This window comes from Dyella acidiphila (assembly GCF_014863405.1).
In the GTDB taxonomy this organism is placed as follows: Bacteria; Pseudomonadota; Gammaproteobacteria; order Xanthomonadales; family Rhodanobacteraceae; genus Dyella_B; species Dyella_B acidiphila.
In genome coordinates this window covers 490,267-506,980 of sequence record NZ_JACZZA010000001.1, presented here as the reverse complement: position 1 = coordinate 506,980, position 16,714 = coordinate 490,267, and the positions used below count along the sequence as shown (strand labels likewise).

Annotated in this window: 12 protein-coding genes; 6 read left to right on the top strand and 6 right to left on the bottom strand. The window is 63.4% G+C overall.

Translation table 11 applies throughout. The features are described from left to right. The first annotated feature begins 14 nt into the window (after window positions 1-14). The 4 genes from IGX34_RS02390 to IGX34_RS02375 all read left to right on the top strand — a co-directional run bounded on the left by IGX34_RS02390 (window position 15) and on the right by IGX34_RS02375 (window position 5,200). On the top strand, window positions 15-1,136 hold the full coding sequence (locus IGX34_RS02390; protein WP_192554058.1) for a VirK/YbjX family protein: 1,122 nt from the start codon (window positions 15-17) through the stop codon (window positions 1,134-1,136). Between the two features lie 14 nt (window positions 1,137-1,150). Next, complete coding sequence (locus IGX34_RS02385; RefSeq protein ID WP_192554057.1) at window positions 1,151-1,681, top strand: RNA polymerase sigma factor; 531 nt, start codon at window positions 1,151-1,153, stop codon at window positions 1,679-1,681. Continuing rightward, the gene (locus IGX34_RS02380; protein WP_192554056.1) at window positions 1,681-2,685 is read left to right on the top strand and encodes a FecR family protein; all 1,005 of its coding nucleotides are present in this window, start codon (window positions 1,681-1,683) and stop codon (window positions 2,683-2,685) included. The genes IGX34_RS02385 and IGX34_RS02380 overlap by 1 nt, the downstream gene beginning before the upstream one ends. 115 nt (window positions 2,686-2,800) lie before the next feature. Beyond that, on the top strand, window positions 2,801-5,200 hold the full coding sequence (locus IGX34_RS02375) for a TonB-dependent siderophore receptor (RefSeq protein ID WP_192554055.1): 2,400 nt from the start codon (window positions 2,801-2,803) through the stop codon (window positions 5,198-5,200). Window positions 5,201-5,249: 49 nt separating this feature from the next. Here the strand turns inward: IGX34_RS02375 and IGX34_RS02370 are convergent, their stop codons facing one another. From IGX34_RS02370 to rfbB, 6 genes are all read right to left on the bottom strand, one after another. Continuing rightward, window positions 5,250-6,626, bottom strand: a complete 1,377-nt coding sequence (locus tag IGX34_RS02370) for an outer membrane protein transport protein (RefSeq protein WP_192554054.1) — start codon at window positions 6,624-6,626, stop codon at window positions 5,250-5,252. Between the two features lie 614 nt (window positions 6,627-7,240). Next, window positions 7,241-8,653, bottom strand: coding sequence for a mannose-1-phosphate guanylyltransferase/mannose-6-phosphate isomerase (locus IGX34_RS02365; RefSeq protein ID WP_192554053.1), 1,413 nt, complete (start codon window positions 8,651-8,653; stop codon window positions 7,241-7,243). Window positions 8,654-8,655: 2 nt separating this feature from the next. Beyond that, entirely contained in the window at window positions 8,656-9,591 is a 936-nt protein-coding gene (rfbD, locus tag IGX34_RS02360) for a dTDP-4-dehydrorhamnose reductase (RefSeq protein ID WP_192554052.1), read from the bottom strand. Further along, window positions 9,588-10,145 carry a dTDP-4-dehydrorhamnose 3,5-epimerase gene (rfbC, locus tag IGX34_RS02355; protein ID WP_192554051.1) on the bottom strand — a complete coding sequence of 186 codons (558 nt, stop codon included), beginning with the start codon at window positions 10,143-10,145 and terminating at the stop codon, window positions 9,588-9,590. The genes rfbD and rfbC overlap by 4 nt, the downstream gene beginning before the upstream one ends. After that, window positions 10,142-11,029 (bottom strand): glucose-1-phosphate thymidylyltransferase RfbA, encoded by an 888-nt coding sequence (gene rfbA, locus IGX34_RS02350; protein ID WP_192554050.1) that lies wholly within the window; start codon window positions 11,027-11,029, stop codon window positions 10,142-10,144. Before rfbA ends, rfbC begins: the two co-directional genes overlap by 4 nt. Continuing rightward, window positions 11,026-12,075: a dTDP-glucose 4,6-dehydratase gene (gene rfbB, locus IGX34_RS02345; protein WP_192554049.1), complete on the bottom strand. Its 1,050-nt coding sequence runs from the start codon at window positions 12,073-12,075 to the stop codon at window positions 11,026-11,028. Before rfbB ends, rfbA begins: the two co-directional genes overlap by 4 nt. A gap of 446 nt (window positions 12,076-12,521) precedes the next feature. On the opposite strand from rfbB, the gene IGX34_RS02340 reads away from it, so the two are divergent. Next, complete coding sequence (locus IGX34_RS02340; protein ID WP_192554048.1) at window positions 12,522-12,914, top strand: hypothetical protein; 393 nt, start codon at window positions 12,522-12,524, stop codon at window positions 12,912-12,914. Between the two features lie 62 nt (window positions 12,915-12,976). Then, on the top strand, window positions 12,977-16,711 hold the full coding sequence (locus IGX34_RS02335; protein ID WP_192554047.1) for a glycosyltransferase: 3,735 nt from the start codon (window positions 12,977-12,979) through the stop codon (window positions 16,709-16,711). The last annotated feature ends 3 nt before the right edge of the window (window positions 16,712-16,714 follow it).

Below are 16,714 nucleotides of genomic sequence, written 5' to 3'. Positions count from 1 at the left end.
CTGGGGCGCATGCCTTGAACAAGCCAAACCATCCTCCTGCCGGTGTTCTGGGCATCGGTATCGAAGCGCTTCTTGCGCCCGTTGCGTATGTACCGGGCGCTGACCGGCCGGCCGCCGCGAATTTGCACACGGGCCTGGTCGAGGCTATACGCGACAGCATGCCGGCGCGGCTGCTGGCTTCGCTGCGCGATCGCGGCGACTGGAGCGGTCCGTGGTACCGGCGCAGCGTCACCGCGCTCAAGTATCTGGCGCGCAGCATTTGCATGCCGCTGCAGCATGACCGCTTCCTGTCCTTCCTCGACGCCAATCCGTTGATGCGCACGTACCGGCAGCGCGACCCGCGCCTGCTGGAGCGTCATATGCATCGCTACGTCAACGCGCATTGGGGCCGGCGCCAGCGTCTGCAGCAGTTGCAGCAACACTACCGTTTTGCCCTGACGCATCTGCCGAGCGGCTTGTTCGAACTCGTCTATGTGCTGGGCCATGCCAGTTTGGGAAGCCTGACGGCCAAGGACGGCTCCCTCTTGACCCTGTGCCTGCGGCCGCCGATTTTCAAGGGCTGCGAAGGGGAGCTCTGCCTGCAGCTTTGCGACGTCAACGAAGATCCGCTCTACAGCGTGGTATTCAGCGTTTCGGACGAAACGCCGGCCATCGTGATCGGCTGCCTGCAGGGGCCGCGTGGCGAGCATGCCAAGGAGCTGGTGCGCGAACTCACCCGCAATCTGCATGGCATGCGGCCCAAGCAGCTGATGTTGTCGCTGGTGTATGCATTTGCTCGGCACTACGGCATCCGGCGCTTGCTGGCGATCAGCAACGAGGCGCATCCGCTGCGGCGCAGCGGCCGCCCGCTGTATTCCGACTACGATGCGTTCTGGACGGAACAGCATGGCGAGCTGACCGCGGAAGGCTGGTTCGCCTTGCCGCCAAGCCAGATCCACAAGTCCGAAGCCGAGGTAGCCAGCCATCATCGTTCTGCCTTTCGCCGGCGCGAGGCCCTGCGGCAGCAGGCCGAGCGATTGCTGGCCAATGCCTTGGAGCAGCCCGTTCCTCCGCTACCGGAATTGCTGGCACAGGCCGGCCCGGATACCGGCTGGACACCGCGGAAACGCCGGGCTGAAACGTCTTGGGTAAGCTAGAGACACCGGCCATCATGGCTATGAGCACAGTGACACTGACCGTGCACGTGGATGAGATCGAGCGGCTTTTCCGCGAGCATAACCGCGCCCTGGTCGCCTTCCTGCAGTGCCGGTTGAGCTCGCTTTCCGATGCGCAGGAAGTCGCCCAGGAGGCGTACCTGCGCGTGCTGACCATGGACAACCGGGAAGAGGTCGGCTCGCTGCGCAGCTATTTGTTCAAGGTCGCCGGCAACCTGGCCATCGACCGCTTGCGCAAGCGCAAGGTACGCAGTGATTTTGCCGCGGCCCAGCCGGGCGATGAAGCCGAGGGCGAAACCACGCCGGTGCATCACGCCATCGCGGTGGAGCAGGTGGCCGGCTTGCGCAATGCCTTGCGCGAGTTGCCGGCCAAGGCCAGCCAGGCATTTGTGATGCACGTGATCGAAGGACGCGACTTTGCTGTCGTCGCGCAGACCATGAACCTCAGCGAGCGCATGGTGCGCTACCACGTCGCCAACGCGCTGGCACATTGCCGCGCGTGGATGGACGAGAAGGAGATGCCGTAATGGCCAAGACCAACCCCGACGATATCCTGCACGTCGCCGCCGACTGGTGGGTGCGTTTGCGCGCCCCGGATGCGACCGACGAGACGGTCGACCAATGGCTGACATGGACGCTTGAAGATCCCCGTCACCTGGCCACCTTTGAGCGCATCAACGAATTCGCTGCGAGCCTGCGCTCGCTCGACACCGTTACGCATCGCAGCCTGGTGCGCGCTTTCATGCGGCCTGCTGCGCCATCGCGCCGTTGGCTGCCGTGGACTGCGGCGGCTTCGCTGGCAGCGATGGTGCTGGGCAGCGCCGGTTACATGGGCTGGGCGCACTTCGCGCCCGGCACCACCACGCAGGTCTACAACAGCGCCATTGCCCAGAACCGCGATATCACCTTGCCGGATGGCACCCAGGTGGCGCTCGGCGCTTCCTCGACCATGACGGCCCAATTCAGCCGGCAACAGCGCCGTATCGAGTTGCGCAATGGCGAGGCCTTCTTCCAGGTCGTACATGAACCCAGCCGTCCATTCGTGGTGGGGGCGGGGGCGATTTCGGTACGCGATATCGGTACCGCGTTCGATGTTCGCCGCACCGGCGAGCGGGTGACCATTGCGGTGACCCAGGGGCGCGTGGAGATTGCCGACCTCAGTCAGCGGCCGGGCGAGGCCCGGCGCGGCAGCCTGCAGGTTTCCGCCGGCCAGCTGGTGTCGTACGACCCGGCCATGTCGAGCATGACGGTGGGCAGTATCGCGCCCGAGCAGGCCACGGCATGGCGCAATGACCGGCTGGAATTCATCGACGAACCGCTGAGCGTGGTGGTGGCCAATCTCAACCGCTACAGCAACCGTCCGCTGTATATCGCCGATTCGGACCTGGACAAGCTCAGCTATACCGGCAGCATCCGTACCGATGCCATCGACGGCTGGCTTGGCGCGCTGCCGCAGGTTTTTCCTTTGCGCGTCAACAAGGCTGCCGACCAGGTGATCCTTTCTGATGCAAAAAACGCTGTCCGCCGGTAAGCCGGCCTGTAGTTCAAAAGCCTCAAATTTGTGGGAAAAAGCCTACGCAGAGGCGTGAAAACCGCTGCGCCGCATGTCAGACTCCTCACTCCCGCATGGAGCTGATGTGCATGACATGAGCCGGTTTGCCTGGCTGCCCGCTTACGGCTGCCTGACATGGATATTTGCCGTTTGCAGCTTTGGCCCGACGCCAGGCTATGCGGCAGAGCAACCGGTCGGCACGCGCTTCGCTATTCCTGCCCAGCCGCTTTCCTCCGCGTTGATCGCGTTTGGCAAGCAGGCCAACGTGCAGGTGCTGACGGCTGGGCAGACGGTGGCGCCCCTGCGCTCACCGGGCGTCAACGGCGTGCTCAGCGCCCAGGCGGCGTTGCAGCAGCTGTTGCAAGGCACCGGCATGGTCTTCAGCTTCGCGGATGCGCGCACGGTGGTGGTCAAGCCTGGTACGGCAGTTGCGCCGGCCGGCAAGCAGACGGCCAATGCGCAGAGTGCGATCTTGCTGACGCCGATCCAGGCCATCGGCCTGGTGGGCAAGGACGAAGGTTTTATGGCCGATGTCAGCAGCGGCCCCGCGCGCACCGTGGCCGATCCGCTCGATGTACCGCAATCGGTGGGCGTGGTCACGCAGGGGCTGCTGCAGTCCGAACAGGTGCGGACCATCGCCGAGGCGATCCAGAACATCGCCGGTGCGCAATACGTCGACGGCTCCAGCGGCTTGCCGATCTTCGACGTGCGCGGCTTCACCACCGGCAACGGCATGACCGACGGCATGCCCAACAACATCCTGGGCATCGGCGATTTTCCGCCGATGATCGGGGTGGAGCGGGTCGAGGTGCTGAAGGGGCCGGAGGCCATTCTTGGCGACACCTCCGCCTATAACAACTTCGGCGGACTGATCGATGTGGTGTTGAAGAAGCCGCAGCCCGAGCCGGTGCATCTGCTTACTTTCGCCATCGGTCCGCATGGCGAAAAACAGGTGGGGGTGGATCTGGCGGGGGCATTGAACAACAGCGGCTCACTGAGCTATCGGCTAGTGGCCAATGGCGATGTCGCCGACCACACCGCACAAGGCATGCGCGGTCATCGTGATCGCTATATGGCGCCGTCGATCGGCTGGACCACGTCCAACACTACCTTCATCGCCGGCGTGTCCTGGATGATGAACCACACGCCGATTCCGGATCACGCCCTGCTACTGCGTGACACGGTGGTGTCTTCTTCGCCGTTCGGCGTGTTGCTGGACAATCCCAACGACTACACCTCAATTGAAACGCGGCGGCTCTATTACCTGCTGGAGCATCGCTTCAACTCCATTTTTTCGTTTCGCAGCCGCGCCCAGTATGTGCGCGAATCGATCAATTCGCAGTATTGGCTGATGGACGGCATCGCGCCGACCGGCGATGTCACCGCCAATGCCTTGCGCTACAGCACCACCGATGCGTACTACGTGCTGCAGAACGACGTGACGGCATCCTTTGGCAACAGTTGGATGCAGCATTCGCTGGTGCTGGGCTTCGACTATTCGCGCATCCAGCTTGGCGATGGCCACTACGCTTTCAACAATGAAGGCGACGGCATGCCCTACAACATCTTCAGTGGCGGCCCGTTGATGCCGGCGCAATCGGCGCTTTCCAGCAGCGATTACGCCGACGGCTATTTTTCCGGCAGTCCGTGGACCACGGAGACTGGCTTGTTCCTGCAGGACCAGATTACGTTCGGCTCGCATTGGCAGGTGCTGCTGGCCTGGCGGCGTACCGGCTATGAATTGCAGGGCTACGATGCGGATGGCAATCCCTTCACCCAGCATCGCGTGCAGTGGGTGCCCAACTACGGCGTCGTGTACAAGCTGTCGCCGGATATTGCGATCTACGCCAATACTTCCAACGGTTTCCAGCCCGATACCGGCCTGGGCAAGAACAACCATCCGCTGCCGCCGGCTTTGTCGCGGCAGATCGAGTTGGGCGCGAAATTCGATCTGTTCGACAATCATGCGCGCCTGACTGTGGCGGCCTACCGCATCATGCTCAACAACAGCGCCGATCTGATTTCGCTGCAGCCGCCTTACTATTTCGAGCCTGGCCCCGGGCAATCCAACAAGGGGCTGGAAGTGGAATTCAACGGACAGATCGCACCGGGCTGGGATCTCAGCGCAGCCTTTACCAATGCTGTCATCCATAACGACGACGGCTCGTCACCGCTGGGTGCGTCGCGGCAGCGTTTCAACCTGTGGACCAGCTACACCTTCCAGAATGGGTCGCTGCGGGGATTCGGCGTTGCCGGCGGCGTGCTGGCGCGCAGCAACAGCCTGGGACAGCTTTCGGATGGCAGTGCGTATATTGCGATTCCAGGCCAGGCCAGCGTATCGGCGAACGTGTTCTATCGCGCACCGCGCTGGACCGTGACCGTGGGTGTGAAGAATCTGCTCGATCGCACGCTGTACGGTCCGCAGTTCGACGAGACCTTCGTACCGGTGCGCAACCATCGTACGTATCTGGTAAGCGGCACCTACACGTTCTGAGTCGACGGCTCCCGCTCCAGCAGCTGAAGCGGAAGCCATCGCATGCGGCTTAGAAGTGATACGTGCCGCTGATGCTCACTACATCGCCGGCATCGGCGAAATAGCCATTCATCGTGCCGCCGCCCAGTACCGGCTGGTTGACCAGGTGCACCGGCGTATTGCTGACGAACTGATGCTGGTAACCCAGATCGAAGCTCATGTGCTGGCTGTATTTGTAGCCGACGCCGATGCCAAGCAGCTTGCGGGCGCCATCCGGCACGCGCGGATCGCGGCTGAGGATCACCGTAGGCGTTTCGTCGTAGCCGACGCCGCCGCGCAAGGTCCACTGATCGGTCAGCTTGTAGTCGCCGCCGACCGAGAACAGGTAGCTGTCCTTGTACTGCTCCGGCAGCGAAAGCAGCTGCTGGCCCTCGGACATCAGCACCAGATCCTTGAAGGTCGACCACTGCGTCCACTTGGTGGTGGCAGCAAGCGTGAAGCGATCGTTGAAGACATGCAGCCAGTCGATGCTGGCGAATGCCGGGGTGTCGAAGCGTGCGCTGGCCGAGGCTCCGTTCGGATTGATCGACGGCAGGCTGGGATCCAGCGTAGGTGCCAGCTGCAGCAGCGTCTTGCCTTCGGCGCCACCGTATAGCGCGTAGTTGCCGCTGAGCGTGTTCTTCACGCGCGAGTGGTAGTTGAAGCCCAGGCTGTCCTGATCGGTGGGTTTGAATTCGAAGCCGAGGAAATAGCCGAAGGAGAATTTGCGCTTCACGTCGACGTTGAGCTGTTCGTCTGCCGTTTGCGGCTGCAGCGGCAGATGGAACAGCGCCTGCGCGGCGCCGGTGGTGTCGATCACGGTATTGAGCTGCGCCTTGGTGCGCTGGCCAAGAATGCCGACACCGGCAGAGAAGCGGTCATTGAGCTTGAACGCCGCCGACAGGCTCACTGCTACCGATTGCACATCGGTGCGAGTGCCGAAGTAGCGACCCTCCCAATTCGGGTTGTATTCGCTCTCAAGACCGAACGGTACGGTCAAGGCGCCACCCAGGGCAAACCAGTCGTTGACCGGCGCGACCCAGGCAAGATTCGGGAAGGGAACGAATTTGTCGAAGCCGTTCGGATTGCTGCCGGAGACCGGATTGCCGGCGACATCCTGGGCAGTGCCGTTGAACTGTGCCGAGGGGCGGATCATGGTGGCCGTCGCCTGCATCACCGGGCCGCTGAAAAACGCCATGGCGGCCGGGTTGTTGTACGCCGCGGTGGGATCGTCCGGGAACAGCGAGCCACCGGCATTGGCACGTGCCCAGCCGGCGGCGTTATCGGTAGGAAGCTGGAATGCGCCTGCATGGGCGGACGTGGGAACAGCGAAGACAGCTGCCACGGCTAAGGCGAGGGCGGCGCAGCCACCGTAGCGAAACTTGTCAGTCTTGGCATGATGATTCACGTTGTTTTTCTCCTCTGACGGCGTAGGGCGGGGACGACGCAAAGTTTCTGTAAATTGCGTGAGCAAAATGTGCAAATTCGCTTTCGGAGCCCACGCAGGCCTTCACCTTATCATTACGAGCGGCAGAAACAGTCAGCCGTTTGCTTTGGTTTTGTAGGGCATTTCTTCGCTGCAAACGCACATGGCGTTTTTGCATGCAAGGCATTGACTGGTGTGGTGCTCGCGATGCGCACGGAGGCATTCTCGGGAATGGTCGGCGGTGCGCGACCGGCTGCGCCGCCCTGCTTTGGGCCAAGTCTTGGAATAACGGCGGGTGAACGGCCGGTGCCGAGCAGGTCCGAATCGGACCGGGTCCATGCCGCGCAGGCTGCGGCAGAGGGTGGCGGAGCAAGGGGCGGGTGTCGGCTGACCCGGATGGTTACTGCCAACTCAAAACCGTATCCATGCCGATGGGCAATGGCGGCTTGGCATCAGGGGATGCCCTGATGCACATACGTGATGCGGGTATCTGTTGCGGAGCAAGCGACATGGCTTGCATCTGCCGCGTTGCCGGGCAACGCGCAACCGGATGTGCCATGTGTGCGGCACATCCGGCTATTGCTTTTGCAATGCGCTCAGGCGCGTCCGTAGACGTCGTCGAAGCGGACGATATCGTCTTCGCCCAGATAACTGCCGGACTGCACTTCGATCAGTTCCAGCGGCACCTTGCCCGGATTGCGCAGGCGATGGACGCTGCCCAGCGGGATGTAGGTGCTCTGGTTTTCCGCCATCAGGAACACCTTGTCGTCGCAGGTGACTTCGGCAGTGCCGGAGACCACGATCCAGTGCTCGGCGCGATGATGGTGCTTCTGCAGGCTCAGGCTGGCGCCGGGCTTCACCACGATGCGCTTGACCTGGAAACGGCCGCCCGCTTCGAGCGAGTCGTAGCTGCCCCACGGGCGATGCACCACGCGGTGGAAGGAGTGTTCGGTGCGGCCCGATGCCTTGAGCTGGTCGACCACTTTCTTCACGTCCTGCGCGGCATCGCGGTGGGCCACCAAGGTGGCGTCGGGCGTGCTGACCACGATCAGGTCGTCCACGCCGACCGTGGCGATCATGTGCCGGTCATGCGAGCGCAGCAGCGAATTGCGGGTGTTCACCGCCAGCGTGTCGCCTTCGCGCTGATTGCCTTGCTCGTCGTGCTGGCCGGACAGCCACAGCGCCGACCATGAGCCGATATCGCTCCATGCGCAGCTCACCGGGATCACGGCCGCGCGGGAAGTTTTCTCCATCACGGCATAGTCGATGGAATTGTCCGGCACCTTGGCGAACGCCTCGGCGTCCACGCGCATGAAATCCAGGTCGCCTTGCTTGGTTGCGTAGGCGGCGCGCACGGCCGCCAGCATGTCCGGCGCGTGCTGGCCCAGTTCTTCCAGGTAGCGCGCAGCCTTGAACAGGAACATGCCGGAGTTCCAGTCGTAGCCGCCGTTGTCCAGGTAGGTCTGGGCGGTGGGCTGGTCCGGCTTTTCCACGAACTGCGCCACGCGGAAGGCTTCGCCGCCGATCGACTCGGCCCGGCGGATATAGCCGAAGCCGGTCTCGGGACGGTCCGGCCGGATGCCGAAGGTCACCAGCCAGCCGTCCTGCGCGGCGGGCAGGGCCTGCTGCACGGCGTCGGTAAAGCTTTTCGTGTCGCCGATCAGGTGGTCGGCGGGCAGCACCAGCAGCAAGGCCTGCGGATCGCGCTCGATCGCTTTGAGGGCGCCCAGGGCGATCGCCGGCGCGGTATTGCGCGGCATCGGCTCCAGCACGATCGAGGCGCCTTCGGTGCGGATTTCCAGCAGCTGGTCGGCGGCCAGGAAGCGATGGTCCTCGCTGGCGACCACGATCGGCGCCGCCACGTCGGGCAGATGCTGGGTACGGCTGACGGTCTGCTGGAACAGCGTGCCGTCGCCGCTCAGGGAAAGGAACTGCTTAGGCAGGTTCCGGCGCGACACGGGCCAAAGGCGCGTACCGCTGCCGCCGCTGAGAATAAGAGGGATCAACATGTTTATGGGACCAATCCGTAGAGTGTTTCGATGACGTGGCGCAGACCCTGCTGCCAAGCCGGCAAAGGATAGCCGAATTGCCGCTGGAAGCCGGAATTGTCCAGTACGGACCAGCCCGGACGCTGCGCCGGGGTGGGGAATTGGCGAGTGCTGATCGGGGTGATTTCCGGCACCCGGGCCAGCAGGCCGCGGGCCTTGGCTTCCTGCATGATGGCGCTGGCAAAGCCGTGCCAGCTGGTGTGGCCGCTGGCGACCAGATGGTAGGTGCCGCTGAGCTCACGGCGCCGGCCGGCGTCGGCCTGCTGCCAGCTGCTCAGCGCGGCCAGCGTGGCGTCGACGATCAGGCGGGTATCGGTCGGGCTGCCCTGCTGATCGGCCACCACCTTGAGCTGCTCGCGCTCGGCGCCTAGCCGCAGCATGGTGCGCAGAAAGTTGTTGCCGTGCGGCGCGTATACCCACGCAGTGCGCAACAGCAAATGCGCGGCGCCGCTGGCTGCCAGCGCCTGCTCGCCGGCCAGTTTGCTGCGGCCATAGGCTCCAAGCGGTTCCGTCGGCGCGTCGGGTGCATACGGCGTGGTGCCACGCCCGTTGAACACGTAGTCGGTGGAATAGTGCACCACCAGCACCTGGTTGGCGGCGGCCCAGGTGCCGAGTACGCCTACCGCGTCGCCATTGATTCGCGTCGCCAGCGCCTCTTCGCTTTCGGCGCGATCCACAGCGGTATAGGCGGCCGTGTTGACGATGATGTCGGGGCGATGGCGATCGAGCATCGGCTGCAGCGATTCCGGCTGCGACAGGTCGGCCGTCTCTGCTTCGGCGCCGTCGAAGCGAAGGCCGTCGCGGGTTGCTGCGATCAGTGAGCCTTGCCTGGCCAGGCCGCCGTGCTCGATGAAGCTGCGGCCCAGCTGCCCGTTGGCACCCAGCAGCAGGATCTTCATGCGTTGAACGACGGCAGGCGATCTGCCGGCACGTCGGCGAGCATCGGCGCCTTGGCATCTTTGTCGGAAATCATGGGTTCGCTCACCGGCCAGTCCACGCCGATGTCCGCATCGTTCCAGGCGATGGAGGCGTCGGCGGTCGGCTCATACAGCGCGGTGCACTGATAGGTGAAGGTGGCGCTTTCGGAAAGCACGCAAAAGCCGTGCGCGAATCCTTCCGGGATCCACAGGTGGCGATGGTTGTCACCGGTCAGCATCACCGCGGCCCATTGGCCGAAAGTGGGCGAGCCGCGGCGGATATCGACGGCGACGTCGTAGACCTCGCCCTCCAGCACGCTCACCAGTTTTCCTTGCGGGCTGGGCCACTGATAATGCAGCCCGCGCAGCACGCCCCTGGCCGAACGCGACACGTTGGTCTGCACGAACTTGGCATGGATGCCGGCCTTGGCGAACTTGCCTTCGTTGTGACTTTCGTAAAAAAAACCGCGCGGATCCTTGAATACCTGCGGTTCGATCACGAGCACGTCGGGCAACGACGTTTCAAGCACTTTCATCGGGGAATCTCGTTGCGAATCATCTGGACGAGGTATTGGCCATAACCGGTCTTCATCAACGGGGCGGCCAGGCGCGTGACCTGCTCGGCATCGATCCAGCCGTTGAGGTAGGCGATTTCCTCGGGGCAGCACACTTTGAGGCCTTGCCGGTTCTCGATGGTCTGGATGTAGTTGCCCGCTTCCATCAGCGATTCGTGCGTGCCGGTGTCCAGCCAGGCGTAACCGCGGCCCAGTTGTTCCAGGTGCAGCGAACCGTCTTCCAGATAGCAGCGATTGAGATCGGTGATTTCCAGTTCGCCGCGTGGCGAGGGCTTCAGTTGGGCGGCGAAATCGCACACGCGCTGATCGTAGAAATACAGGCCGGTGACTGCGTACTGCGATTTGGGCTGCTTGGGCTTTTCTTCGATACCGATGACGCGGCCGGTGGCGTCGAACTCCGCTACGCCATAACGTTCCGGATCTTTTACGCGGTAGCCGAAAATGCTGGCGCCATGCTCGCGGCTGGCGGCGCGCTTGAGGCGCTCGGTGAGGCCCACGCCGTAGAAAATATTGTCCCCCAGCACCAGGCAGCTCGGATCGTTGCCGACAAATTCGCGGCCGATCAGAAACGCTTGCGCCAGTCCGTCCGGGGACGGTTGCACCGCATAATGAATATCGATGCCCCATTGCGAACCGTCGCCGAGCAGGCGCTGAAACAGCTCCTGCTCATGCGGCGTGTTGATCACCAGGATTTCGCGGATGCCCGCCAGCATCAGCACTGCCAAGGGATAGAACACCATCGGCTTGTCGTAGATCGGCAACAGCTGTTTGCTGACTGCCTGCGTGATCGGATAAAGGCGGGTGCCTGAGCCGCCGGCGAGAATGATGCCCTTGCGCTTGTTCATACGCCCAGGCGCTCCATGCGATAGCTGCCGTCGAGGATGCGTTGTACCCAGGGCTGGTTCGACAGATACCAGTCGACCGTGCGCGCAATGCCGCTTTCGAAGCTTTGCTGCGGCTGCCAGCCCAGTTCGCAGTGCAATTTGCCGGCGTCGATGGCGTAGCGGCGATCGTGGCCGGGGCGGTCTTTGACAAAGGTGATCAGCGACTCGTGCCTGGCGCCATCTTGCAGCGGACGGCGTACGTCAAGCAGGGCGCAGATGGTCTTGACCACCTCGATATTGGAGCGCTCGGCATTGCCGCCCACGTTGTAGGTTTCGCCGATCCTGCCGGCCTGCAGCACCTGCCGGATAGCGCTGCAATGGTCGCCGACGTAGAGCCAGTCGCGAACGTTCATGCCATCGCCGTACACCGGCAGCGGCTCGCGCGACAGCGCCTTCTGGATTACCAACGGAATCAATTTTTCGGGGAATTGATACGGGCCGTAATTGTTGGAGCAATTGGTGGTGAGCGTCGGCAGGCCGTAAGTGTGGTGAAAGGCGCGGACCAGATGGTCCGAGGCCGCCTTGGAGGCCGAATACGGCGAGTTCGGCGCGTAGGGCGTGGTTTCGCGAAACTTGCCTTCGGCGCCGAGCGATCCATACACCTCGTCGGTGGATACATGCAGAAAGCGGAAATGATCGCGTGTGGCGGGGTCGAGTCCGCGCCAGTAGTCGCGGCAGGCTTCGAGCAGGCCCAGCGTGCCCACGACATTGGTCTGGATGAAGGCTGCCGGCCCGTCGATGGAGCGGTCGACATGGGATTCGGCGGCAAAATTCACCACGCCTTGCGGCTGGTGTTCGGCCAGCAGGGCACTGATCAGTGCGCGGTCGCCGATATCGCCTTGAACGAAGATATGCCGCGGATTGCCGCCAGCCGCTTCGAGCGTATCCAGATTGCCGGCGTAGGTGAGCTTGTCGACATTCACGACGGTGAGCCCGTCGGCCAGGGCCTGCAGCACAAAATTGGCCCCTATGAAGCCGGCACCGCCGGTAACGAGCAGTACTTTCATGCGGAACTCCGAGGTGAACGGTCATTTTGTCATACGCAGACCAAAAGAAGACCATGTAGTCCCTGAATCGAGGCGGCATGCCGGGTCGCCGCGCCGCTGAGCCAGGGTTGAGACGTCCGGCGCCTCATTGTCACGGCAGGCCATGTGGCGCCAGGGGCCGCCGCAGGCACGGCAGCCCATAATGGCGCGGCGGGATGCAGGTCGCGGGGTCGGAACGGCAGGGTATGGTCGTTGCTCCCCATCGCGCCTGCGTTTACGCTCGGTTGCTACCCACGCGGCTACTGTTTGGCCGATAATTTCTTGAGGGCACGCTCTCTCCGTTAAAATCCGGGAGCTGTGCGGGGACAAATACAGCGAGCCTGGCAATGACGATCAAGTCAAATCTGACGGATGCGAATTATTCAAGACCGAAAGGGCTTGATGCTGGCCTCATCCCGCAAAACGAGGTGGTGGCCATCGATTGGCGTGCCCTGGCCGAACGCCGCCTGAGCCGGCTGACGGAAGTGGAGCACGACATTGCCGTGGCCCGCGACCGGCTGGATTATTTCCAGGCCAATTACCGGACCTTGTTGCAGCAAAGCGAAGAGCGCCTGCGTCAAATCCAGGCACTGGAGCGCGAGCTGGACGAATTGCGCACGGCGCGCGCACGTGCGCGTGGCGCACTGCGTCGCTGGATATTGGCGTTGCCGCAGCGCGCGAAGGGGCTGATTCGCGCCATGCTGCGTGTCGCTTTGCGGCTGCCGTTGGCAAGGCCGCTTGCACGCAGGCTGGCACGGCTGTTCCCGGGCCTGGGCAATCGCCTGCGCGCCAGCGTCAACGCTTCGCAGCCGACGCCCTAAGCGTCGCGAAATCCATTTAGTCAGATGCGCGGTTACTGGCACACCGCTGCCGAGGGAATTTGATGAAGATCGTCCTGGATCTCCAGGGAGCCCAGTCCAACAGTCGTTACCGGGGTATAGGACGCTACAGTTTTGCCATGGCACGTGCGTTTGCCGCCGAAGCGGCCGAACGGCACGAGCTGTGGCTGGCCCTGAATGGCCGGCATGGCGAAGCGGCGCTGGACCTGATCGGTGAATTCGCAGACCTGGTACCGCGGGATCGCATCCTGATCAACGAATTGCCGGCGGATATCGCCGGCTACGTACCGCAAAACCATGAGCGGATGCTGGCGGCGGAAGCGGCGCATGCCAGTTTTCTCGAGCGCATCGAAGCGGACTGCATCTGGCACAGCAGCATGTTCGAAGGTTGGGGCGACGATTCCACCGCCGCCCTGGGCATGGGCCTGGACGATCATCGTCACGTGGCGACCTTGTATGACCTGATTCCGCTGGTTCATCCCGAACGGTATCTGCACGATCCGCGTTACCGGTGGTGGTACTACCGGCGCCTGAGTCTGCTCAAGCGCTGTGGACTGCTGCTGGCGATTTCCGAATCCTCGCGCCGCGAAGTCATCGATCTGCTCGACGTCAGGCCCGATCGGGTTGCGGCGGTGTCCGCCGCGGTAAACGGCAACTTCGCGCCGATGCAGGCCGACGAAGCCACCTGGGCGCGCTGGCGTCAGCAGTACGGCATCGGCCGCGACTTTTTGCTTTACGTCGGCGGCTACGATCCGCACAAGAACGTCGATGGCTTGCTCGCGGCTTATGCGAATCTGCCCGCAGCGCTGCGCGATGGTCATCCGCTGGTGCTGGCCGGCCGCTGCGATGCTGAAATCAAGCGCGGCCTGCTGGCTTCGTTGCAGCGCCTTGGCCTGGGTGAAACGCAGGTGATTTTCACCGGCGACATCGACGACACCGAGCTGGTGCTGCTGTATTCCAATTGCGAGGCGTTCGTTACGCCGTCTCTGCATGAGGGCTTCGGCTTGCCGGCACTGGAAGCGATGGCCTGCGGCGCAGCGGTGATCGGTTCCAATACCGCCAGCCTGCCGGAAGTGATTGGCTGCCAGGATGCGCTGTTCACGCCGCGCAGCATCAGCTCGATGACGGACAAGCTGCAGCAGGTGCTGAGCGATGCCGGCTTTCGCGAGCAGCTGCGGCGGCATGCGCCGGTGCAGGCGAAAAAATTTTCGTGGGCGCAAAGCGCACGCAAGGCGCTGGCGGCGATCGAGCAACACGTGGCCGGGCGTTCGAGCAGCGTGCCGCTGGTGCGCCAGCTTCGGCCGCGCCTGATCTATGTCTCGCCGCTGCCGCCCGCCCGTTCGGGCATTGCCGATTACAGCGCGAAATTGCTGCGCGACCTGGCCGTCCACTACGACATCGATGTGGTGGCCGACCAGCCGGAAACGATCGATCCCTGGGTGCAGGCCAATTTCCCGTTCCGTTCTATTGAATGGTTGCGTGAGTCGGCCGATTCGGCTGCCCGCGTGCTTTATCACATGGGCAACTCGCCCGTGCACGCGGCCATGTTCGACTTGATGCGGCGCCGGCCCGGCGTGGTAGTGCTGCACGATTCCTATCTCGGTGCGCTGCGCAACTGGATGGCGGCGACCAAGGGCGATGATGCCGGTTTCAAGCAGGTGTTGTTCGCGCATCACGGGTATCCGGCACTTCTGCACGATTTGCGCCGCGGGCGCATTTCGACCATGGATACGTATCCGATGAACCTGGATGTGCTGGAGCATGCCCAGGGCGTGCTGGTGCATTCGCATCACGCGATGGAGCTGGCCAGGCAGCACTACGGCCCGCGCGCGACCGCCAAGTTCCAGGTAGTGCCGTTTCCGAAATCACGGACCCATGCGGATCGCCGGGTTGCCAGATCCTTCCTGGGCATCGGCCAGGACGATTTTGTGGTGTGCAGTTTCGGCATGCTCGCGCCTACCAAGCTCAATCACCGGTTGTTGCAGGCATGGCTGCGTTCTTCGCTGGCGGACGATCCGCATTGCCACCTGGTTTTTGTGGGCGAAAACGACGGTGCCGATTACGGCAAAGCGATGCTGCAGACCATCAATGGCGCCGCATCCGCGTCGCGTATCAAGATCACCGGTTTCGTCGAGGCCGATCGTTATGTCGATTATCTCGCGGCATCGGATGCCGCCGTGCAGTTGCGCACGTCGACCCGCGGCGAAACGTCGGCCGCAATCTTCGACGCGCTCGCGCAAGGCGTGCCGCTGATCGCCAATGCGCATGGCTCGGTGACGGAATTGCCGGACGACGTGCTGCTGAAAATGGCCGACGCATTCAGCGACGACGAACTGGTCTCGGCGCTGGAGGCATTGCGCAACGATGCGGCGCTGCGCCAGCGTCTGGTTGCGTCCTCGGCCGAATGGCTGGAGCGCCGCCATCATCCTGGCATTGCCGCGGAGCGTTACCGGGACGCCATCGAGCGTTTCGCGCGACACACGCCGGAGGCGCTGGACGGCGCTGCGCTGCTGGCGCTGGAGCGCAACGGCGCCAATCCGGCGCAGGGCAATCGCCTGCGCCAGGCTGCCGGCGATCTGATGCTCCGGAATCGGCCGCGCCTGGATCGTCCGCGTTTGTTCGTCGATGTCACGGCTACTTCGTCGAGCAAGCTGCATACCGGCATCGAGCGCGTCGTGCGCGGGGTGCTGGCACAGCTGCTGGCGGCCGACTCCCTGCCGTGGCGGGTGGAGCCCGTGCGGCTGGTGGAAGGGCGCTACGTGCAGGCGCTGTCTTACGCGCTGCACATCATGGAACATCCCTCCATCGGCAAAGTGGACGAGGAAGTGCATCCGCAGGCTGGCGACATCCTGCTCGGGCTCGACTGGGTTGCCGACCTGCTGCCCGCGAACACCGAACTGCTCGATGCCTGGCGCGCCCGCGGGGTGCGCATGCTGTTCGTCGTCTACGACCTGCTGCCGGTGCGGATGCCGCACCGCTTTCCGGATTTCATCGGCCCCATGCACGCGCAATGGCTGCAGTGCATCGGGCGCTATGCGGATGGCCTGATCGGTATTTCAAAAGCCGTGGTCGAAGACCTGCGGGACTGGTATCGCCAACAGCCGCCGCAGCGAAAGGCACCGCTCGCACTGGGTTATTTCTATCCTGGCAACGATCCGGTTTCGACCCGCCCGACCATGGGCCTGCCCAAAGATGCATCGCGCACGCTGGCCCGCCTGCAGGAAACGCCGAGCTTTCTGATGGTCGGCACCATCGAGCCGCGCAAGGGCCATGCCTTGGTGCTGGATGCCTTCGAGCGGCTATGGGCGGCAGGCGTGTCTGCCAATCTGGTGATTGTCGGGCGCGTGGGCTGGATGTCGGAGGCATTGGCCGAGCGTCTGCGTGCGGGTACGCGCGCCGATGCGCGCCTGGTCTGGATCGAGCAGGCCAGCGACGAATATCTCGAACAGCTTTACGGGATTTCGCGTGCGCTGGTGGCGGCGTCCGAAGGCGAGGGCTTCGGCCTGCCGCTGGTGGAAGCGGCACGGCGAGGTTTGCCGGTGATTGCCCGCGACATTCCGGTGTTCCGTGAAGTGTCCGAGGGCCGGGCGGATTATTTCGATGGCAACGACGTCGACAGCCTGGTCGCCGTCGTGCGCGCTGTGCTGCAGCAGCCGCGTCCGGTCAATCAGTTGCCGTCGTCCACGTCCTTGTCATGGGAGGCGACCACGGCGCAGCTATGCGGCCTGATCGAACAGGTCATGCATCAGCAATGGGTGGAACCCTGGCAACCGGCCTGATCT